Annotated in this window: 19 protein-coding genes, 1 tRNA gene and 1 pseudogene; 8 read left to right on the top strand and 13 right to left on the bottom strand. The window is 28.5% G+C overall.

Translation table 11 applies throughout. From position 1 onward, the window contains the following. Positions 1–53: 53 nt before the first annotated feature. From U8307_RS02535 to U8307_RS02555, 5 genes are all read left to right on the top strand, one after another. On the top strand, positions 54–542 hold the full coding sequence (locus U8307_RS02535) for an NADH-quinone oxidoreductase subunit NuoE family protein (RefSeq protein ID WP_326909940.1): 489 nt from the start codon (positions 54–56) through the stop codon (positions 540–542). After that, the gene (locus tag U8307_RS02540; RefSeq protein WP_326909942.1) at positions 532–2,349 is read left to right on the top strand and encodes an NADH-quinone oxidoreductase subunit NuoF; all 1,818 of its coding nucleotides are present in this window, start codon (positions 532–534) and stop codon (positions 2,347–2,349) included. Before U8307_RS02535 ends, U8307_RS02540 begins: the two co-directional genes overlap by 11 nt. After that, positions 2,333–3,085 carry a 2Fe-2S iron-sulfur cluster-binding protein gene (locus tag U8307_RS02545; RefSeq protein ID WP_326909944.1) on the top strand — a complete coding sequence of 251 codons (753 nt, stop codon included), beginning with the start codon at positions 2,333–2,335 and terminating at the stop codon, positions 3,083–3,085. The genes U8307_RS02540 and U8307_RS02545 overlap by 17 nt, the downstream gene beginning before the upstream one ends. Before the next feature lie 93 nt (positions 3,086–3,178). Beyond that, positions 3,179–3,607 carry a hypothetical protein gene (locus tag U8307_RS02550; protein WP_326909946.1) on the top strand — a complete coding sequence of 143 codons (429 nt, stop codon included), beginning with the start codon at positions 3,179–3,181 and terminating at the stop codon, positions 3,605–3,607. Between the two features lie 145 nt (positions 3,608–3,752). After that, a complete protein-coding gene (locus U8307_RS02555) occupies positions 3,753–3,971 on the top strand; it encodes a small, acid-soluble spore protein, alpha/beta type (RefSeq protein ID WP_326909948.1) in 219 nt (72 codons plus the stop codon). A gap of 40 nt (positions 3,972–4,011) precedes the next feature. Here the strand turns inward: U8307_RS02555 and U8307_RS02560 are convergent, their stop codons facing one another. Continuing rightward, positions 4,012–4,911, bottom strand: a complete 900-nt coding sequence (locus U8307_RS02560) for an LCP family protein (RefSeq protein ID WP_326909950.1) — start codon at positions 4,909–4,911, stop codon at positions 4,012–4,014. Between the two features lie 182 nt (positions 4,912–5,093). Here U8307_RS02560 and U8307_RS02565 point away from each other — a divergent pair, with 182 nt between their 5' ends. Beyond that, positions 5,094–5,534 (top strand): hypothetical protein, encoded by a 441-nt coding sequence (locus tag U8307_RS02565; protein WP_326909953.1) that lies wholly within the window; start codon positions 5,094–5,096, stop codon positions 5,532–5,534. Positions 5,535–5,595: 61 nt separating this feature from the next. Here U8307_RS02565 and U8307_RS02570 read toward each other — a convergent pair whose 3' ends face one another. The 8 genes and pseudogenes from U8307_RS02570 to U8307_RS02605 form a co-directional block, all read right to left on the bottom strand. Continuing rightward, positions 5,596–6,144, bottom strand: coding sequence for a cob(I)yrinic acid a,c-diamide adenosyltransferase (locus U8307_RS02570; protein WP_326909955.1), 549 nt, complete (start codon positions 6,142–6,144; stop codon positions 5,596–5,598). Positions 6,145–6,174: 30 nt separating this feature from the next. Next, the gene (gene rsmA, locus U8307_RS02575; RefSeq protein ID WP_326909957.1) at positions 6,175–7,056 is read right to left on the bottom strand and encodes a 16S rRNA (adenine(1518)-N(6)/adenine(1519)-N(6))-dimethyltransferase RsmA; all 882 of its coding nucleotides are present in this window, start codon (positions 7,054–7,056) and stop codon (positions 6,175–6,177) included. Positions 7,057–7,063: 7 nt separating this feature from the next. Continuing rightward, positions 7,064–7,609: a ribonuclease M5 gene (rnmV, locus tag U8307_RS02580; RefSeq protein ID WP_326909960.1), complete on the bottom strand. Its 546-nt coding sequence runs from the start codon at positions 7,607–7,609 to the stop codon at positions 7,064–7,066. Further along, positions 7,610–8,275: pseudogene (udk, locus tag U8307_RS02585) on the bottom strand (uridine kinase); the annotation flags it as partial. Between the two features lie 147 nt (positions 8,276–8,422). After that, a complete protein-coding gene (locus U8307_RS02590) occupies positions 8,423–9,160 on the bottom strand; it encodes a G5 and 3D domain-containing protein (protein ID WP_326909962.1) in 738 nt (245 codons plus the stop codon). A 356-nt stretch (positions 9,161–9,516) separates the two neighbouring features. Then, positions 9,517–10,383 (bottom strand): pyridoxamine kinase, encoded by an 867-nt coding sequence (locus U8307_RS02595; RefSeq protein WP_326909964.1) that lies wholly within the window; start codon positions 10,381–10,383, stop codon positions 9,517–9,519. A 143-nt stretch (positions 10,384–10,526) separates the two neighbouring features. Next, on the bottom strand, positions 10,527–12,017 hold the full coding sequence (locus tag U8307_RS02600) for an IMP dehydrogenase (RefSeq protein ID WP_326909966.1): 1,491 nt from the start codon (positions 12,015–12,017) through the stop codon (positions 10,527–10,529). Positions 12,018–12,204: 187 nt separating this feature from the next. Beyond that, on the bottom strand, positions 12,205–12,558 hold the full coding sequence (locus U8307_RS02605) for a DUF1292 domain-containing protein (protein ID WP_326909967.1): 354 nt from the start codon (positions 12,556–12,558) through the stop codon (positions 12,205–12,207). Between the two features lie 146 nt (positions 12,559–12,704). Here U8307_RS02605 and U8307_RS02610 point away from each other — a divergent pair. Further along, positions 12,705–12,779 (top strand) — tRNA-Pro (locus U8307_RS02610). A 16-nt stretch (positions 12,780–12,795) separates the two neighbouring features. On the opposite strand, the gene U8307_RS02615 is transcribed toward U8307_RS02610, so the two are convergent. Genes U8307_RS02615 through U8307_RS02625 form a run of 3 tightly spaced genes read right to left on the bottom strand, consistent with a single transcriptional unit; the run spans position 12,796 to position 19,983 of the window. Continuing rightward, positions 12,796–13,845: a flavodoxin family protein gene (locus tag U8307_RS02615; protein ID WP_326909969.1), complete on the bottom strand. Its 1,050-nt coding sequence runs from the start codon at positions 13,843–13,845 to the stop codon at positions 12,796–12,798. A 40-nt stretch (positions 13,846–13,885) separates the two neighbouring features. Continuing rightward, positions 13,886–15,112 carry a lactate dehydrogenase gene (locus U8307_RS02620; protein WP_326909971.1) on the bottom strand — a complete coding sequence of 409 codons (1,227 nt, stop codon included), beginning with the start codon at positions 15,110–15,112 and terminating at the stop codon, positions 13,886–13,888. Continuing rightward, positions 15,112–19,983 (bottom strand): cytidyltransferase, encoded by a 4,872-nt coding sequence (locus U8307_RS02625; RefSeq protein WP_326909973.1) that lies wholly within the window; start codon positions 19,981–19,983, stop codon positions 15,112–15,114. Before U8307_RS02625 ends, U8307_RS02620 begins: the two co-directional genes overlap by 1 nt. Positions 19,984–20,128: 145 nt before the next feature. Between U8307_RS02625 and U8307_RS02630 the strand changes: the two genes are divergently transcribed. Then, positions 20,129–21,022 (top strand): fumarylacetoacetate hydrolase family protein, encoded by an 894-nt coding sequence (locus U8307_RS02630; RefSeq protein ID WP_326909975.1) that lies wholly within the window; start codon positions 20,129–20,131, stop codon positions 21,020–21,022. Between the two features lies 1 nt (position 21,023). Here the strand turns inward: U8307_RS02630 and U8307_RS02635 are convergent, their stop codons facing one another. Beyond that, a complete protein-coding gene (locus U8307_RS02635) occupies positions 21,024–21,407 on the bottom strand; it encodes a DUF4363 family protein (protein WP_326909977.1) in 384 nt (127 codons plus the stop codon). Positions 21,408–21,412 lie beyond the last annotated feature (5 nt).

Raw genomic sequence — 21,412 nt, forward strand, 5'->3', positions numbered from 1 at the left:
CCATTACTAGTTTGATAATGGATGTTCTAAATATTTTAACGAAGGTGATATATATGAAAATAGATTCTTCTATTGATTATAATGAAACAATTAAAATAATAAGAAAATATCCTAATGAAAAAAAGTTTACCCTAGCCATACTTCAAGATATACAAAAAGAATATGGTTTTATTCCTAAAGAAGTAATGACTAAAATTTCAGATTATTTAAATATACCCTTAAGTGATATCTACAGTATGTCTACCTTTTATAAAGCCTTAAGTTTGAAAGAAAAAGGAAAATATATTATAAAGGTTTGTAACGGTACAGCTTGTCATATTAGAGGTTCAAATTCATTAATCGAAGAATTAACAGATATTTTAAACATTGCTCCTGAAGAAACGACAGAAGATGGCTTATTTTCAATTGAAATTGTAAACTGCTTAGGTGCTTGCGCTCTTGCTCCAGTTATGATGGTAAATGGTAAATATTATGGCAGTATGACAAAAGAAAAAGTTAAAACTGTAATCGATGAATATAGGGGGCTAGAACATGAACAATAGTAACAGAAAAATATTAGTATGTTGCGGTACTGGCTGCTTAGCAAACAATAGTTTTGAAGTATATACAAAATTAAAAGAAAAATTAAAAGATACAAAAATTGCCGTGCAACCTTTAGTAAAAGCTACTGGTTGTAATGGATTGTGTGAAAAAGGTCCCGTCGTAAAAATATTGCCAGATGATATATCTTATTTTAAGGTATCAACAAAGGATGTTGATGCAATAGTTGAAAAAACTATTCTGAATGGTGAAATAATTGACAAGCTTCTATACTATGATACAAATGAAAAAAAGAAACTTATATCACACAAAGATGCAACATTTTATAAACATCAACAAAAAATTTCACTTAGAAATATAGGTGAAGTAGATCCTTTATTAATTGAAGATTATTTAGAGAGAGATGGCTATAAAGCTTTAAGAAAAGTGCTATTTGAAATGACTTCAGAAGAAATAATTGATGTAATTGAAGCTTCTGGGTTAAGAGGTAGAGGTGGAGCAGGATTTCCTACAGGTAGCAAATGGAGAACCTGTTATAAGTATAATAACTTTCCTAAATACATAGTTTGTAATGGTGATGAAGGTGACCCCGGTGCTTTTATGGATAGAAGTATTATGGAAGGTGACCCTAATACTGTTATTGAAGGTATGATTATTTGCGGATATGCTATAAAATCTCATAAAGGATATCTTTACATTAGAGATGAATATGAACTTGCTAGAAAAAACATGCAGATAGCAATTGATAACGCAAAAAAACATGGATACTTAGGTGAAAATATAATTGGTAGCAATTTTGATTTTGATTTAGAAATTGTAAGAGGCGGAGGAGCCTTTGTATGTGGTGAATCTAGTGCTTTAATGGCTTCTATTGAAGGAAATGTTGGCGAACCTAGAGCCAAATATATAAGAAGTGTTGAAAAAGGACTATGGAATCAACCAACTATACTAAACAATGTTGAAACTTGGGCTAATATACCTCCTATTATTAGCAATGGCGCTAAGTGGTTTAAAAGTATTGGTATAGAAAATAATTCCGGCACGAAAGTATTTTCTCTTGTGGGAAAGGTTAAAAATACTGGTCTTGTTGAAGTTCCTATGGGTACGAAATTAAGAGAATTAGTATTTGATATTGGAGGAGGTATTATTAAAGATAGACCTTTTAAAGCAATACAAACAGGAGGTCCGTCAGGAGGCTGTATACCAAAGGAACATTTAGATATTTCTCTAGACTTTGATTCATTAAGCAATATTGGTTCTATGATGGGCTCAGGCGGAGTCATAGTAATGGATGATACTACCTGTATGGTCGAATTAGCCAGATACTATATGGAATTTCTTTCTGAAGAATCATGTGGTAAATGTACAACCTGCCGTGAAGGTATAAAAATTATGCTTGAAATATTAACAAATATCACCAAAGGAGAAGGTGAGCTTGAGGATATTGAATTGCTATTAGATTTATCAGAAACCATTAGTAACGCTTCTTTATGTGGATTAGGTAAAACAGCACCAAATCCTGTTATAACAACTATAAAATATTTCAAAGATGAATATATAGATCACATTGTTAATCAAAAATGCAATGCAGGCATTTGTAAAAAATTAACATCCTACTATATTGAAGAGGAAATATGTATTGGATGTGGACTATGTGCCAAAAAATGTCCTACTAATGCTATAACTGGAATAAAAAAAGAACCTCATATTATAAATGCAGATATATGTGTCAAATGTGGTGCATGTTTCACTAATTGCCCTACTGGTGCTGTTAAGATTGGGGGTGTTGTTGTTGAAAGTAAAAATTAATGGAAAACTTTATAATGGTAATACTGGTGAAACTTTAATGGAGTTAGCAAAAAGAAACAATATTTATATCCCTAATCTCTGTCACAAAAAAGGATTTGAAGGTCAAGGAAGATGCCGATTATGTATAGTTGAAATAAATGACGGAGGAAAAACTAAAATCGTATCTTCATGTGTTTATCCAATTAAAGATGGTATTGAAGTTTCAACAAACTCCGATAAGATTATAAAAATAAGAAAAAATATAATTTTACTTCTTTTATTAAGAACTCCAAACAATGATACAATCAAATCTTTAGCTAAGGAATATAATGTTGATATTCATTATAAATATTTAGATAATAAAAAGAAAGAAAACTGTATTTTATGCGGTTTATGTGTTGAAGCATGTGATAAACTAGGTACAAAAGCCATATCATTAGTAAATAGAGGTACAACTAAAAAAGTATCAACTCCATACGATGATGCTTCTAAAGATTGTATAGGATGTGCAGCTTGTGTGGAAGTATGTCCAACTGATGCAATTAGTATTGATGATAAGAATGGCAAAAGAACAATTTGGAACAGAACATTTAATTTAGTTTCTTGCTCAATATGTGGTAAATATTTTACAACTTATGAAGCTTTAAAATATACAGATGATAAACTTAACATAGAAAAAGAAAATCAAATTTGTAACTCTTGTAAACGAAAAGAAATTAGTAAAAAATTTAAGGAATCATTTAAAAACACTTATTAATGATATGAATTTCAGACATGTTGTAACATATAACAATTTGTCGAATATTATATTAATGAGCTTGGCTCTAAATTATATAAATAGGGTGTTAATATGAGTTATAATAGATCGAATAATGTTATGGGTACAACAGGTAGAAGATGTAATGATTATGATGTATTAGGTGAAACTGGTAGAAGGTGTAATGGAAATGACGTATTAGGTGAAACTGGTAGAAGGCACGATAGAGACAGCGTAAGGGGTATACAAAGAATAGCATTAAGAGGACCTGGATGTATAAGTGGAACTGGACGATGTGGAAATTTTACAGCTAGCTTTGTAGAATCAAATGGTGAATTTGCAGAAGGTTATGGTAATGTTAGAAGAGATTCTGATGATGATTTTTGCGGTCAGGTAAGTCCAGCTGGAAACGCACAATTCAATAGAAGAAGACGCAGACGTAACGACTGTGAATGTAATCTAGAATATATATATTATCTACTTCGTCAGCTTCTAGAAACTACATCTAATTGTCCTAGGTAATCCGTTTTACTACTATATCAATATAAAATAATAGAATTTTTAAATTGAAAAAAATATATATTTTTACAAATTTTAATTTGTTTATTTTTCAAAATTAAGAATATAATAATTGTATAGCTTCAATATATGAAAGGAGCTGTACAGTATGAGTAGCAGAAATAAATTAGTAATACCTGAAGCACAGCAGGCTATAAATGATTTAAAGATGGAAATTGCCCAAGATTTAGGCATTCCGACATTAAATGGTATGACATCAAATATGTATCCTGCTTTAGTGAATGGTTTAAGCGTTAGAGAAATGGTTCGCATGGGTGAACAAATGCTCATTAACAAAAACACTTCTAAAGAACGCAGTATATACTAATGTTACAATACTATAAAAAGCGCCTCCTCTGAGGCGTTTTTTATTGAATTTCTAATATCTGATAAACTAAATCTTTTGTGCCTTCAAAATCCATTATATAAAACGAAAGTCCATTTTTTGTTTGAGTATCTCCTGGCAATATATGAAAAGTTATATTTTCTGAAGAAATTCCTAGACTATTGACAGCTAAAGATGTTACCTCCGACAAGGAAAAATCTGTATTAACATATGGATAAACATCACTTACAACTTTTGGTAATTTAAAGCTTAAAGATTTTTTAATTGCAGATTTTACAAAATTTTGTTGAGCCTGTATTCTACCTATATCTCCTTCTGGATAGCCACTATAACCAGAATAATTAGTTTTTCTAAATCTCAAAAATTCCATCGCAGTATCGCCATATATTGTTTGATTACCTGCAGGTATATTAATATCCAAAGGTGGGTCAGAATATGGATCTGTATATCTCATATGAAATGGTACATCAACCTCAACACCATCAACTGCATCAACGGCTGCCCTTACTCCATCATAATCTATAGTTACATATTTATCTATCTTAATCCCAGTTATGCTTTTTATCATTTTTTCTAGTCCTTCAATTCCTTTTACAGTATAAACTGAATTAATTTTGTTATTTGCGCTATTAACAAAACCATCTCTGTCCACATATGTATCTCTAGGGATTGATATAATATCTGCCGACTTATTTTTCACATCATAACTAGCTATCATTATAGTATCTGAACGTTCATGTTCTAATCCTAATAATAATACATTTATCCTTTTATTATCATCTTTTCCTGTTATATTATTAATAATATCTGTTGCTTCCGCATTTCCCGTATTATATAGTTCATTAAATAAATATATGCCTCCCATAATAACTATTAAAAAACAAATAAGGGATGTAAAGAAGACTTTTATAAAATGCTTCAATTTTTTTCCTCCATAGCTTGTATCATTCATATGATACCATAAAAAAAATTTTTGTAAAGAATATATAATTGACAAATTTATTAACTTTTTCTTACTTATTTTGTTAAAAATCAATTATAACGTTGAAAATTTAAGTAATTTAATATATAATGTATCTACTAAATAAACAGAAGGAAAAGAAAATGAAAAATAAAAAATCAGTAGGCATAGTTTTTTTTCTAACAGGCTTTCTTTTATTATTAGTTGGTCTTGGAATGTTACAAAATGCTGAAAAAAGATGGATTCCTGGTATCATTATACTAATATCAATAATAATTCTAGGCGGTGCTTCTAAATCTATTACTAATGATATTATTTTAAAGAAATATTTAGATGATAAAAGAAAAAAGAATATTAAAGTTGATAAAGTAAGAGAAAACAAAGTAGCTCACAAAGCATCATCAAAAGCTAATTTAATTGTTTCATTATTGTTGATAATTGTACTAATAATAATTTTTCTAACAGAAATAAATTATATAGTTTTAGCGTTAATAATTGTTATATCAATATTCATGCAATCATCACTAAGTGCAATTTTATATATTTACTATAACAAAAAAATTAAAGAAACTAATAATCAGTAATAAACATGGTTTATCAATAAAAAGAACCTCAACTGCTAATGAGGTTCTTTTGTTTATTCATTTATATTTTTTCATTATACGAACTTTCAAAGTCCATTATTGTTAAGTCAGTTTCTAAATATCTTGCGAAAGTATATAATACATCAGATAATCTATTTACAAATTTAATTAGAATATCACTTACTTCTTCTTCTTTTTTAAGACTTAGAATTCTACGCTCTGCTCTCCTGCATATAGTTCTAGAAACATGAAGCGCTGCAGATGCCCTAGATGTCCCAGGAACAATAAACTTATCAAAACCACTTATTTTAGGTAAATATTCATCTATTATTCTTTCAAGTCCTTCAATATCTTCTTCTCTAACTTTAAATTTGAATTTTCCTTCTTCAACAGTTGCCAACTCTCCTGCTACAAAGAATAAGCGCTTTTGTATTTTTAATAACTTACTACTAATGTCATCATCTTCTACAAACTTAGATGCAAACCCTATAACTGAATTCAATTCATCAACTGTACCATAAGATTCTACTCTAAGAGAATCTTTATCAATTTTAGTACCATCATATAGAGATGTTTTACCTTTATCACCTGTTTTAGTATATATTTTCATAGAAATCCTCCCTAATCATTATATATATAATTATACCATGTTTTCATCATCTAAAACATTTATCATTTCATTTGATATATTTCCAAACTCTTTTAATGTTAATGTTTCTCCTCTTATACTTGGACTAATATTTACTTTATCTAACACTTCTTTAACTAACTCTTTAGGTAAATGTAAATTATTACTTAAGCCGTTCAGTAATGTTTTTCTTCTTTGCCCAAATGATCCTTTTATTACTTTAAAGAGTACTTTTTCATCTTCAACCACTATCCTTGGCTCTTTTAAAACATCTAAAGAAATTACTGCTGAATCAACCTTTGGCCTAGGCATAAAAACAGTATTAGGAACAATCATAGATACATTTGTATCAGCCCTATATTGTACAGCAAGAGTAATTGCACCATATTCTTTAGTGCCAGGTTGAGCATTTAACCTTTGAGCAACTTCCTTTTGAACCATAACAACTATTTTTGATATTTTATATTTTTCCTCTAATATTTTCATTATAATTGGTGTTGTTATATAATAAGGAAGATTTGCAACTATTTTTACATCTAACCCCTCAAATTCCTCTTCGATAAGCTTATCTACATCTATTTTCATAAAGTCTTCATATATTATTTTAATATTATCATAATTAAGAGTTTCCTTATGAACTTGTTTCAAGCTTTTATCAATTTCTATTGCAACAACTTTTTTTGCTTTTTTACAAAGACCCTGAGTCAGTGTACCAAAACCAGGTCCTATTTCTATTACTCCAGACTTTTCATCTACACCTGCTGCTTCCACTATTTTACTAATTATATTTCCATCAATAAGAAAATTTTGTCCAAGTCTTTTGCTGAATTTAAAACCATTCTTTTCAAGAATATCCTTCATTACTTTAGGTGAATATAGTTTTTTTTCATCCATTATCAATCTATTCCTTTATTTCATATATGCTATTAATTGCTTTTTCTAATTCTTCTCTGGTTATTCCAAAAGAATTTAATCTTTTCAAAAATTGTTTTGCACTACAATATCCTATTCCCAATTCGTCTCCAAGTTTCCCCCTTAATTTAGAAGCATTGTCATTTCCAATAATATTATAATATACCAAGTCTTTAATAGTAAATTCCTGTCTGTTATCTGAAAATTCTGCTTTTGCATTTTTTAAAGCTATTCTAATTTCTTCTGGAGAAGCATTTTCTACACCTATATTACCATTTTTATTAGCTTTATCTCTCGGAATAAATGCATGCTTGCAATTCTCTATCTCTGAAGATAATATATTTCTAATTTTTTTCCCTGGGTAATCTGGATCAGTTAATATTATAATACCTCTGTTTTTAGATGCTTTTTTAATTAAGTTAATTATATTATCATTTATTCCTAAACCACTAGTTGAAATTACTTCAGCTTCAACAGCTCTTTTAACTGCTGATATATCAGATTTACCTTCAACTACTATTATTTCCTTAATCAATTAAATATTCTCCTTTTTATTTATTAAAGAGTTTTGTTGATTCATCTTCAACAGTGATTTTATTTTTGTTACCATTAAATCTACGGCAACTAAATTATTTCCACCTTCAGTTACAATAATATCTGCATATTTTTTACTAGGTTCAATAAACTGTTCATGAGCAGGTCTAACTGTATTCATATATTGAGTTATTATAGAATCCAAACTCCTCGCTCTATCATTCATATCCCTAATTATCCTTCTTAAAATACGTATATCTGAATCTGTATCAACATAAATTTTTATATCAAGCAATTCTCTAATTTTTTCTTCATAAAAAACTAGCAATCCTTCTACTATTATAATCTCTTTTGGCTCTACAGTAATAGTATCTATTTTTCGGTTATGTACCTCATAATCATAGATAGGTTTATAAATAGGCTCTCCCTTTTTCAATTTATTTATATGTTCTACAAATAAATCAGTATCAAATGCAAAGGGATGATCATAATTAGTTTTGCACCTTTCTTCATATGTTAAATCACTTTGATCTTTATAGTAAGCATCATGTTCAATTATGGCTACACTTTTTTCAGGAACTTCTGAAAATATTCTATTAACTATTGTTGTTTTGCCCGAACCGCTTCCTCCAGATATTCCAATGAATATTGGTTTCTTCATAATAACCTCCGTTAATAATTCACATTAGCTTTTAATTCCTATTACAATATACACCATTTTTTGCATTTTGCATATAATTATTAAAATTATTTAATTAAATTAAAAATAAAAATTGCCTCAAAAGGCAATTTTTATTTTTGACTTATGGATATTTTATTCTAAAATATAGACTTTAACTTGTCTAATTCCAAAATTTAAAGCATCTGTTCCACTTTCCATAAACAGGTCTATCCTGTTACCCTTTATTGCTCCTCCTGTATCAAGAGCTGTTGCATAACCGTAGTCAGGACTGCCATCTATTGAAGCTATGTATAGCTTCGTTCCAAGAGGTATTACACTTGGATCTACTGCAACTGTACCTGGCTGAGCTTTTGTGCCAGATGCTGTAATCCCATAATAGGGATCTCCAGGATATTTATTTGTACTTTCATAGGATAAATCATAAGCTGTAGCAACCATATCTAATTCATTAGTAAATCTAAATCCACCACGAGATGTTGCAACTTCAAATTCTTTTGTTCCTATCTCAATTACTTCATCTACTGGTTCCTTAAAAACAAATTCTTCTTCTAAAGATTTAGATATTAATTCACCATCTTCATAAAGTTCTTGATAAACAGATTTTTTCATACCATCAGAACCCTTTTGAACTACTTCTTCATAGTCAGTAAATTGATTCTCATTGTATACTATCTTTGTATCATGTTCTACACCACTATGTTGAATTTCATATTTCACTTCTTTTATTGGGGATTCAACAGAATCAACTTTTTTTATAGTGCTACCATATGTGTAATTTTTATAACTATTTTCATTAATATCATAAGTTACAATAAAGCTCATTATCAATATTGAAACAATTAAAAATGGGTATATTTTATTTATTTTCATTCTACCACCAACCTTCAATAATATATCTAAAATAGATTACCTTTAAAGTTATTTAAAGGTATAAATTTTTTACTGGAAAAATTTACTTTTTGCATAGTTATGAAAAACTATACATTATTGGCAATCCTTAAGCAAACACATAAAATTTGCACAAAGCGTATTATATATCATATTTACAAAATTTGCAAGTTTTTTTCTAAATATTTAATATTTAATAAGCTTTTACACATTTTATTACTATTTCCAATCCTTTTAAAGTAAATATTTCTAGTAAATATTCATATTATTTACAATTATTAAAAAAATATACCACTTTTTCTATAATATACTCATCAGTCCTTATAATGGAACTTTTTTTATATTTTTGTATATTTATAATTTTCTACTTCTTCGTATAGATTTTTTATTACTTTTTCAAATAATACTCCCTCTGAACTAGAAGTTTGAGCTTTATGTGTAACTAATACAGCGTTAGATACAAATCTTGAAGACTTTTCTAAAGCTTCTGGTAATTTTTTATCATTAAACAAGTACCCAACAAATAGTGCTGTAAACAAGTCTCCTGTTCCTGGATATCTGGTTTCAACATAATCAAATGGAATTTTCCAAAATTCATTACTTTTTTTATCAAAACAAACGTTAATATGCTCGCCTTCTTCTGTAGTTACACCAGTTATAACAATTATTCTAGGCCCCATATCACCTAGTTTTTTTAAATATAATTTGAGATTTTCAATGCTCATATGTTCATTACAGTATCTCTTTTTAAGCAAAATACTTGCTTCTGTTAAATTTGGTGTTATTATATCTGCTTTACGTACAAGTTGATTCATTTTATTTATCATATTTTCTGTATAGGTTTTATAAGTTAAACCATGGTCTCCCATTACAGGGTCAACAACTATAAGAGCATCATTTTTTAATTTAACATTTTCAATTATATCCATCATTATATTGATTTGTTTCTCTGAACCTATGAATCCACTATAAACGCAATCAAATGTTTCATTGTTTTTTTCCCAGGCATTATAATATTTTTTCATATGCTCAGTAAAATCATAGAAATAAAATTCTTTATATTCTGAATGATTACTAAGAATCGCAGTAGGCAAAGGACATACTTGACACCCTAACGCTGACATAATTGGTAGTATCACTGTCATGGAGCATCTGCCAACGCCTGACATATCATGAATTGCAGCAACTTTCGGTATAATCCTCATTTATTTTTCTCCTCATATAATTATGATATTAATATACCCTCTTTCAAGCATAAAAAAAAGGGACAGTTTTTTAAAACTATAAAGCTACAGCAAAAAACCACAGTTCTTTAAGTACAACTGTGGTTTAAATATACTTTCTTAACTTATTGATTTTTCAAAATTACATCATGTGCTGAACCTTCTGATATACTAGTTGAAGAAACTAAAACTAGTCTACCTTTTTCCTGAAGATCTTTAATTGATATTGCTCCACAATTACACATAGTTGACTTAATTTTATGAAGAGTTGTTCCTAAACCATCATCAAGTTTACCAGCATAAGGTACATACGAATCTACACCTTCTTCAAATTGGAGTCCTGCTTTACCACCTAAATCATATCTAGTCCAATTTCTTGCTCTGTTAGATCCTTCTCCCCAATATTCCTTAACGAATCCATTGCCATATCTAATTTTCGCAGTTGGACTTTCATCAAAACCAGCAAAATATCTACCAAGCATAACAAAATCTGCTCCCATAGCTAATGCTAAAGTCACATGATAATCTTGTACAATGCCTCCATCAGAACAAATTGGTACATATATGCCTGTTTCCTCAAAATATTCATTTCGTGCAGCTGAAACATCTAATACAGATGAAGCTTGACCTCTACCTATACCTTTTTGTTCCCTGGTAATACAAATAGAACCACCACCAATTCCTATTTTCACAAAATCAGCACCAGCATCTGCCAAATATCTAAATCCTTCTCTTTCTACTACATTTCCAGCTCCTACTTTAACCTTCCCATTATATTCTTGTTTAATCCATTTGATTGTTTCAGCCTGCCATTCACTAAATCCTTCAGATGAATCAATACACAAAATATCTGCTCCTGCTTCAACTAATGCTGGGACCCTTTCCTTATAATCTCTTGAATTAATTCCTGCTCCTACTACGTAACTTTTTTGTTTATCTAATAATGATCTTGGATTTTCCTTATCTTCAGAATAATCTTTTCTAAAAACCATATAAACTAAATTAAATTCATCATCTACAATCGGTACAGAATTCAATTTATGTTCCCAAATAATATTATTTGCTTCAGTTAATGTAATTCCTTCTTTTCCAACTTTAAGAGAATCTGCCTTTGTCATGAAATCCTTGACCTTCTTATCAAGAGGGTCTCTAGTAGTTCTATAGTCCCTTCCTGTTACAACGCCTAAGAGTTTACCTGTAGCAGTACCATCCTCAGTAATAGCCATTGTGGAATGGCCAGTTTTCTCCTTTATCTCAAGTACATCCTTAAGAGTATGCTCTGGAGTTAAATTCGAATCACTGATTACAAATCCAGCTTTATATTTTTTAACCTTTCTAACCATATCTGCTTCACTTTCAATTGACTGAGAACCATATATAAATGAAATTCCACCGTTCTTTGCTAATGCAATGGCTAAATTATTATCTGAAACTGATTGCATTATAGCTGATGAGAATGGAATGTTAAGTTTCAAATCAGGTGTTTCACCTTTTTTGAATCTTGTTATTGGTGTGCTTAAATCTACATTTTCAACTACACATTCTTTAGTAGTTAGATTTGGTAATAGTAAATACTCTCCAAAAGTTCTGGAAGGCTCATGTATTATTTTTGCCATTTAGAAATCTCCTTTTCCTTTGTATTATCAGTTCTACGAACGATTTAAATTATTCTTGATAGATTATCATAATATCCATACAATGTCAACTATTTTAAATAATTGTATATAATTAAAATACAAACATATAAACATATATTAGCTTTATATTAAATAAAAAAGACAGTTACAAACTGTCCTCTTTATATTACCCTTCGTCTTCATCAAATAATTCGTCAAGCTCTGCTTCATCCAGAATTACATCAAATGCTTTTGTTACTGCATCATATTCCTCATCAGATTCTATGCTTATTAAATCAATACTACCATCATCATATTCCTTAAATCCATAAAGGAATACTTCTCCCTCTTCTATATTATCTAAAGGTAGTAAAGCTATATAATCCTTTTCTTCTACTTGAAATACAGAAATAACTGCGCATTCAATATCAGTTCCGTCTTCTAAAGTCAGAGTAATGATTTCTTCTCCATCATGATCATGACCACAATCACATCCGTCGTCTCCACATTCACAACCACATAAATCTTTATCTTCACTCATATTTTATACTTCCTTATTCTTATTTTATCCAAATTATAGGATATTTCAACTTTATCAGAATAGTATATAAAATGCAAGGTGAAATTTATATTTTTAAAAATTTTTACTCTTTACAGAACTTTATTTATCATTTATAATTTCTATATCGGGATGTAGCGCAGCTTGGTTAGCGTACAAGTCTGGGGGACTTGGGGTCGCTGGTTCGAATCCAGTCATCCCGACTATTTTTATTCAAAATTATTCTTCAATACATTTTCTTATGTTTTTTGCGAACTCTGCTGCTTTTTCTTTTATATTGTCGACTCCCTTTATTTCACCAATATCATTTGCAGTTTCCATTAAAGCAAATTTAGGTGGTAACATGAAAGTTTTATTAATATTTAAGGCACTTATTAATTGTTGTGCCAATATATCACTTCCACTATGACCTGATACTATAATAGAAAATATATACTTGTCATAAAATTTAACCTTTCTAAATAAGGCAGTCAATCTATTTATAGCAGCTGACATATTTGCACTTATTGCGTCATTATAGTTAGGACACAACATAATAAGTATGTCACAGTCAATTATAGCAGGATATATTTCTTCTACCATAATCCCACCATAAAAACAATTTGTACTTTCTGAATAATGCTTACATGCCTTATATGAACATGCTTTACAATCATGAATAGAACCATTTTCTATATGTATTTCATTTATATTATAATCCTTCAAATTATCTTTAACCATTTTCCACAAAAGTAAAGTATTAGATGTTGTATAATTGCTTGAATGTAATGTAAGTATATTAGGATTTCTAATTTTTTTAACATTATAATTCATAAGGGCATTAACAGTTTTTTTGCAATCTTGCAAACAAATTTCATATAAGCTCATATCATGTATTTTTTTATATGTATTGTAATTTTTCAGAGAGCCTGTTGCTTCAGACAATGGTCTGCCAGGAAAAATGCATCCAGCATTATTTGCATGAAAAATTATTTTTCGTCCAATATCTCTAGAATATAATTCATTTTTGACATTAACGATTACTGAACCTACAGAGTTTTCCATAAAGTTATCCCCTGACTTTATTATTTTTTCTAAAAATCTGTATAGTTCAATATTTATTCCCGATTCACCTAATTCCACTACAAATAAAATTTTCTTGTTTTTTAAATTTACTATTTCATTACTAGTTTTAATTAAATCATATTCATATCCTTCTAGCGCAAACAGTAGCATATTATGAAGTCGTTCTGACACTTCCCCTGGCATCAATACAGTTAAATTTTCCATCAAAAGCCCCTTCTTTTAAAATTATAAAAACTAAGTAGAACTAATAACAATTATTCTGCATTTTCAATTGACTATTATATGTCTTTTCAATCCTGTTATACAATTCTTCAGGCATATTAATTTTTTCAATTTCTAGCCCAATTGGCAAATTTCTATTTTTAGATCCCATATAAACACCACCTATATAATTAGAACTGTAGTGCCACTTTCCCTCCAATGTAGATATAATTGATATAGCCCCTGATGATAAAGCTGGAGCTACAAATGGTTTAAAACCTGTTTTTCTGACTTTAAGATTTGCCTCAACTGTGAGTTTTGTCAGCTCTTTAGATATTATATCATTATAATTAGTTATACTATCAGCTATTACTAATTCATTACCATGAGGTCCATATGCCCTCCCCTCTAACAAATATTGAGAATATTTATTATTACTTCTAGCATAATAAGCTGCCCTAGCATTCATAACCCCTAATCCATATCCTTTAATTTGTTCAGGTGCCAATTTACCTTTACTTGCCATTAATACTGAATTACATAACAAATCAACTGGATCTGATACAACAGAAAATATACCCTTAAAGTTACTCTCAGCAGCCATGACGGCATATTCTTTAATAAGCTTGGAATTTTCTTCGAATTGAACCATCCTAACATCTGAAATTTCCGAGCCAACTGGTGGAACACCTTTTGAAGCACAAAAAACGAACATATCACAATCAAACAATTCATCTTTTTTAATTCCATGTACAAGTGGTAATACTTCATAGTCTATAGGTAGACATGTTTGATTCATTTCGTATTCCCATCTTTTAATTTTATCTGAACTTCTGTCAAATATGCCTATTGATTCAATGCAATTTCCTCCTAATAATTTAAGTCCAATAAGTAAAGTGCTTCCTACATCACCTAAAGCTAATATGTTAATCCTTTTTTTTCTCTTTTCTCCTACAAAAAACGACTTCTCAAAATCATCGAATTCAGTGTTAACTGCTTTAATTTTCTTCTCTTTTATAAGTATTTTTATATCTTTAGGTATATCTAAATTTATATCTTTCAACTTAAGAACTTCTAAATTTTCTTCATCTATTAATAAATCTGACTCATGAGTAACAGCAAATGTTCTTTTCGATTTATTTTTTCCTAACTTAGTCAAGAAATAAATCTCATTACAGTTGCTAAATACTTCACTTTCATTTGCTTTTTCCATGGAATATTTATCTTTTAGTGATAATAAATATTTATCTTTATATTTATAATAAAACATTATTTTATTATCCTTTCAAGTTTACTTAAATTTTCTATACTTACATTCATATAACTAGAGGCTTCTGTATTAAAATCATAATATATATTTTTACCTAAATACGGTAACCTTGGTGATACTAGAACTTCGCCAAGTCTTTTTACAGTGAGATTTTTTTCATAAATATTCTGATATTCTGATTCCAAAGCAAGTAATATATTTTTAGCATTTTCAAGGCATACCATTGATAAATTATAAATAGCTTCCTTTGAAGTCCCTCTAATGAACATTGGGGCGTAATATGGTAATATGAGGTTTAATGATGGTATTAAATTAAGAGTATTCTCCAAATCTGAATCAATGCCATCTCCTCCTAAAAATGGATACATGAGATTCTCGTTGAACCATAACCTTAAATTAGGTATAAAATAAGCACTGTCTATATCTCTTTCTTGTATATCCATTAGATCCTTACCTCTGCCGGACATTATTCCAACAATAATTTTTTCAACTTTTATATCATGTTTTTTTAGAATAGGATCAATTTCCTTAATTCTATAACCTTTATGAAGTATATCATCTACTAATATAACAGGTCTATTGAAAGATTTGATAGTTTTAACTTGATTATCTATAGGAGAATAAAAAGGGTATTCATTTATTTTAAATTTTTTCGTGTCAGTACTATATACCTTTTCTGTATGTAGTGATTTAGTTACTGTATTAGGTATTACTGTCCCCTTTAATATATTACCAAATGGAACACACATATATTCCCCTAATATTTTCGGATTTTCCAACATATCATCATTAATATTATTCATACTTGAAATTTTATCTATTAATGTTTGATTTATCATATCATTATCAAAGGTTAGTACTAAACTTCCAGGATATAGCTCAGTTAATGACATCTGTAAATCTTTTCTAGCTTTAATAATAGCTTCATGAATATTATCATTAGTATTAAAAGGCTCCTTAATAAAGCTTTTAAGATCTAAAGTAAGGCATATTGGGAACTTCATATCTACTGCATAGACTGTTTTTTTGGAATCATTTTCAATAATTTTTTGAAAACCTTGAAGTTCTAAAGTTTCTATTACTTCATCTGAACTTAAATTAGACATATTATTATAGTATAAGGCGTATGTAAAATCATTTTGTAAACAATAAGCTAAAGTTTCAGTAAGTAAAACTTGCTCCATATAATCATAAATCTTACTTGGATTTACAAAAATACCATCTAAAACTATAATTCGTCCAGCTGTTTTTTCTCTTACATAGTCAGCAATATATTGACTTTTAAACTCTGAATAAACTTTTGATGAACTTATCTTATGGAATGCCGTAAAACCTAATAATTTATTAGAATTTCTACTATCCCTAATTACTAAGAGTTTTATATTTTTAGAAATAAGTTCCTCTCCTATATTTTCATAAAGATTTGTATGCATAAAAATATAATGTCCTATTTCATCTACAATACTTTTACTTAGGTCATCTATTATTTCTATATTAAATGGTCTTGACTTTAACACGCTTTTATACTGAGGTTCTCTAATATATAAGTTTCTTTCATAAATGAAACTTTGCGCTAAAGGATCAATCAAATTGGTAATATCTCTATTATTATCAATATGATCTCTAATTTGTGTTGAACTTATATCCTCTAAATAAACTGGTAGCTGTAACTCAACAACATTACCTTTAATTTTATTTTTAGTTTCTTCTGCTTTCTTAATATAGTTTACTGATAAATCATCTAATGCCCTTTTGAATACTATATGATTAAAGCTGTGAATGGAATTTTTAGTAGGTCTTGCTTTATAGGCAGATGCATTTAATATTACATCACTACCAGCAACCATAAAAATATTATTATTAGGGAATAAAGCTTTCAGCTTTTTTAAATCTTCTGAACTTGATAAGTTAACAGGTATATTGTCTGGAAACAAATAAACATCAAGTTCATCTGCAATTGACATATTAATAATTTGTCTTCTAATCATTCTTGGCTGAACTCTTTTAGACCATGAAAATTCATCTACTGCCAAGTATACTATAAATCCTAAATTTCTGATTTCAGTAACAATACCCTTATGACTTAAGGAAAAAGGGTCAAATGTTCCAGGGAAATATGCTATATTTTTATGTTCCATAATTTCAAATTCTCCATAAAAAAATGCATAATCACTAATAAATCTATAAATATGATTAAAGGAAGCTGAATTGTTAAAGAAAAACAAATCACTTAATTCTTTTTCATTAATTAATGTCAAGAGTTTCTTGGAAATACCCATGAAAATTTTATTTTTTTGTTTTAAATCCAATTTCTTTGAGTTAAAAATATATTGCCCTATGACCAAAAATGTCTCTAATTTAACTTGAATATTATAATTAGCTAGTCCGCTTAATATTATCCCTAACACCTTTACTAATCTCTTATTATAATCTTTTTCAGTTTCTTCAAATTTACCTTCATACTCTGGATAATACTGAATCATAATACCAAAAGTATCAATAGCTAAAGCACTTGCTCTTTCATTCGAGCCCTTGTAAATATTTTTTAAATCAATAATAAACTCATTTAACTCTTTCGGATGTAAAAGCATTACAAAGCGACCTAAATATTCAGGAATATATTTTGCATACTGCAGCTCATCAATTTCTAAACCTTTAAGCAATTCTAAAGATATTTCATTTCTTTGGTCATTTGTTAATAAAGACCCTATTTCTACAAGTGCATTTCCTGCTTTATTCCTTACAGACTCCTTTGCACTTACTTTTACTAAATTAGTTAAATGTGTCGCAGTTTGAAGTAAAGTAACTTTATTTTTATCAGTTATATTATCTATAATAAAATCAATGCTTATTGTCTTAAAATTCCAAGGCGTAGCAGCTTTTAAATTGTTTAAAAACAATTCTGATGTCTTATTTATATTTCCATTAATTAAATTGTTATATTTAAGTTTAATTTCTTCTGACATATTTAATTTTTGTCCTATTTTCCCCTTTAAAAAATTTATACATAAATCATCTGATTCAGAAACATTATTTATAAATTCTCTAATTGGGTTAAAGGAAATAGCTACATCATCTTTTTGTTTAACTAAACAATACAAAAACTGTACTGACATAAGTCTTACATCTTCAGCAGGATTATCTATTTCCTTTAAAGCGAAATTCATTAGTTTGCCAACTTGAACAGACTCGCAATCTTTCATAGGTACACTAAGCAAACTATTTAATAAATTAAGAGTAGCTATATAATCATTTTCTTTGTTGTTAAAATAATTAAACAAAATATCTAAATAACATTTTTTATCTTTACCAATACAATTAGTTAATAGCGAATCAACAAAGATTCTCAATGAGTAACCAATCCATTCTTTATGTTGATCCGTTACCTTATGGTCAGGTTTTAAAAATAATCCCAAGTATTTATCCCATAAATCTAAGCTATTTATTTCCTCATTAAATGACAACTTTACATCTTCAGGTAATTCCTTTTTAAAATCAACATCAAAAGATATTATAATTTTACCCATTATACTTGCAGCTTGGCGACGAATATCCCCTTCCCTGTTTATCAACAATTCATATAAAAAGTTTAATGTAAATAATTTTTGTTTTTGAGATAAGTAAGTAGAGTATTCTTCGATAATGTTAAGATATGACCTTACATTCTTCCAATTCTTTTCACTTCTTGCAGCTTCAATAATATTGGCAAAGGAAACATCATTATTTAATTTACTCATTAAAGATGTATTATGTTCAATTGCCATATATCTAAAACTATCAATAACCTCATATCCATCAACAAGAGCATAATCAGATTTGCCATTAGGATTAGGTTCATTTGAACTAAAATCTATGTTTATCCCTTTAAAAATAAGGTAATTTTCAAAGTCTTTAAGTTTAGAATAAACTCTAATATATCTTTTTTCTTTAGCTTCATCAACATTATCTAATTTATCAAGAATAATTTGAAATGAGTCATTTAAATCATATATATTCATTTCTATTCCATGCTTTGTAGTTTTATTTTTAACTCTAAAATCTGCATATATTAAAATCAAAGTTTCTAATGGCAAATTTTCCAGTTCTAAATCCCATGTTGAATGATTAGCTGCTATCAATGCAAGACTTGGCATGTTATTTTTCATTAGCCACTGGTCTGTATAATAATAATGTAAGTATGCTACTCTTGTTTTTTCCAAACCTTTGCACCCATATTTTCCTATATCATGTCCAGCAGCTGCTCCAGATACTAACCCTAAATTAACATGACTTCCCACCTTATGAAGTTGTCTACCAATATGCATTGCTACATAATGAACTGCAGCAACATGATTTAAAGTGTTGTAACCATTTACTTCAGCATCTATCATCATAAGTTCATATATATACTTTTTATTATAGGTTTCAATAAAAGTTAAATATTCCTCTGGATTTGTAAGTTCTTTTATCTCATCTTCAGATAAAAATTGGAATTGTGAAAATTTATCAAAATTTCGGCTTTTTTTCTCGTGTATAACTATAGTTCTCAATATTTCTAAATAAATTTGAACTGCATTTTCATATTTAGGATTTAATCTTATTGTAACGGCATCTGGAAAAGATAAGTGTAATGTATGTTGAAATATGTAAAATAACCAATCTTTTGGTTGTTCGGCACATAAACTGTTAAAAATATCTGAGGTTAGATTTAACACATCCTTACAGATAGATTCCTTGCTATTTATAAATATACGCAAGTTATTTACAAATTTCTTATTAATAATAAATGATTGTATTTTTTCTTCAGAAATCTTTATACGTTTTAAAAAATCTTTATGTGTTAATCTTTGGAGTATATCTTTATGTAATTCATTTAGTAATAATCTACTCATTTTACACCTCTACTCTATTAAATTAATTCCAGTAACTGCCTATATTATAGCATAATAGCCATTGCACCGCAATATAACTGGAATTAAGTATTGCAAAAAAATAGAAATTATACTATATTAAAAGAAACATACGAAGGAGGATTTTATGTATTTTTTAACTTATATCTATAAAGGTACTGAATCAATTGGATTATTAAACAAAGACCATACTTGTGTTATACCTGTTCAATCAGTTTTTTCAAATTTAAAATGTGAAATTCCTACCAATATGATACATTTAATCGAAACTTTTAATCAATTAAACATTAAAGATTTCGAAAATACTGTTCATCAATGTAAAGATTTAATAGATTTAAATAAAATTAAAATAATGGCTCCTATACCTTTCCCTAAAAGAAATATAATATGTCTAGGTAAAAATTATTTGGATCATATTAATGAGGTTAAAAGCTTAAAAAATGTATCATCTGATATTCCAAGTAAACCAATATATTTTAGTAAAATCGCCTATCCGGCAGTAGGTCATATGGACTATATCGATTCTCATTCTGATATAGTAAAAGAACTAGACTATGAAGTTGAACTTGCAGTAATAATCAGTAAAAAGTGCAAAAATGTATCTAAGGAAAATGCAGAAAAGTATATTTTTGGATATACAATAGGTAATGATGTATCTGCAAGAAATATACAAACTGAACATGTTCAATGGCATAAAGGAAAATCTTTTGATACATTTAGCTCATTAGGACCATATATTGTACATAAAAATAAAATATCCTTTCCTCCAAAACTAGAAATAAAGAGCTATATAAATGGAGAACTGAGACAAAATAGCAATACTGATTCCTTAATTTTTGACATACCTACTATTATAAATGATATAACGTCCGGTATTACGTTATACCCTGGAGACATAATCCTCACTGGTACACCAGCTGGAGTTGGTGCAGGATTCAATCCTCCAAAGTACCTTAAGCAAGGTGATAAAATAGATTGTATTATTGAAAATATTGGAACATTAACTAATATAGTTAAGTAGATTAAAAAATATTATCTAAAGTTAAACATTCATTATCTTTTATAATATTAAATAGAATTCTTAGGTGCTCAAGCTCTGCTTGAGCCATTGTTTTATCATAATTCTTTATATATATATCTAGTTTCTTCATTGAGATATCTACATTATCAATATCATCTTGATTTAAAAAATAAATCCAAATCCCTCTCATTTCCTCCCACTTTTTATTATACAATTCAATATCTGATTTTGCTTTATCCCAATCTCCCTTTTTTATAGTTTCAGATAAATAATTAAATTCTTCAAAATAGTAATCTGTTGTGGGTTCTATATAAGCAAAGTGAAACCATGCCCAAATACCTATCATTATTAATAAAAATATTAATGAAATAACAACCATTCTCATTACAA

It is taken from the genome of Sedimentibacter sp. MB31-C6 (assembly GCF_035934735.1).
In the GTDB taxonomy this organism is placed as follows: Bacteria; Bacillota; Clostridia; order Tissierellales; family Sedimentibacteraceae; genus Sedimentibacter.

Coding starts and splice junctions, on each gene's coding strand:
- U8307_RS02535 (WP_326909940.1), top strand. CDS start 54: ATGAAAATAGATTCTTCTATTGATTATAATGAAACAATTAAAATAATA.
- U8307_RS02540 (WP_326909942.1), top strand. CDS start 532: ATGAACAATAGTAACAGAAAAATATTAGTATGTTGCGGTACTGGCTGC.
- U8307_RS02550 (WP_326909946.1), top strand. CDS start 3,179: ATGAGTTATAATAGATCGAATAATGTTATGGGTACAACAGGTAGAAGA.
- U8307_RS02555 (WP_326909948.1), top strand. CDS start 3,753: ATGAGTAGCAGAAATAAATTAGTAATACCTGAAGCACAGCAGGCTATA.
- U8307_RS02565 (WP_326909953.1), top strand. CDS start 5,094: ATGAAAAATAAAAAATCAGTAGGCATAGTTTTTTTTCTAACAGGCTTT.
- U8307_RS02570 (WP_326909955.1), bottom strand. CDS start 6,144: ATGAAAATATATACTAAAACAGGTGATAAAGGTAAAACATCTCTATAT.
- rsmA (WP_326909957.1), bottom strand. CDS start 7,056: ATGGATGAAAAAAAACTATATTCACCTAAAGTAATGAAGGATATTCTT.
- U8307_RS02590 (WP_326909962.1), bottom strand. CDS start 9,160: ATGAAAATAAATAAAATATACCCATTTTTAATTGTTTCAATATTGATA.
- U8307_RS02595 (WP_326909964.1), bottom strand. CDS start 10,383: ATGAGGATTATACCGAAAGTTGCTGCAATTCATGATATGTCAGGCGTT.
- U8307_RS02600 (WP_326909966.1), bottom strand. CDS start 12,017: ATGGCAAAAATAATACATGAGCCTTCCAGAACTTTTGGAGAGTATTTA.
- U8307_RS02605 (WP_326909967.1), bottom strand. CDS start 12,558: ATGAGTGAAGATAAAGATTTATGTGGTTGTGAATGTGGAGACGACGGA.
- U8307_RS02615 (WP_326909969.1), bottom strand. CDS start 13,845: ATGGAAAATTTAACTGTATTGATGCCAGGGGAAGTGTCAGAACGACTT.
- U8307_RS02620 (WP_326909971.1), bottom strand. CDS start 15,112: ATGTTTTATTATAAATATAAAGATAAATATTTATTATCACTAAAAGAT.
- U8307_RS02625 (WP_326909973.1), bottom strand. CDS start 19,983: ATGAGTAGATTATTACTAAATGAATTACATAAAGATATACTCCAAAGA.
- U8307_RS02630 (WP_326909975.1), top strand. CDS start 20,129: ATGTATTTTTTAACTTATATCTATAAAGGTACTGAATCAATTGGATTA.
- U8307_RS02635 (WP_326909977.1), bottom strand. CDS start 21,407: ATGAGAATGGTTGTTATTTCATTAATATTTTTATTAATAATGATAGGT.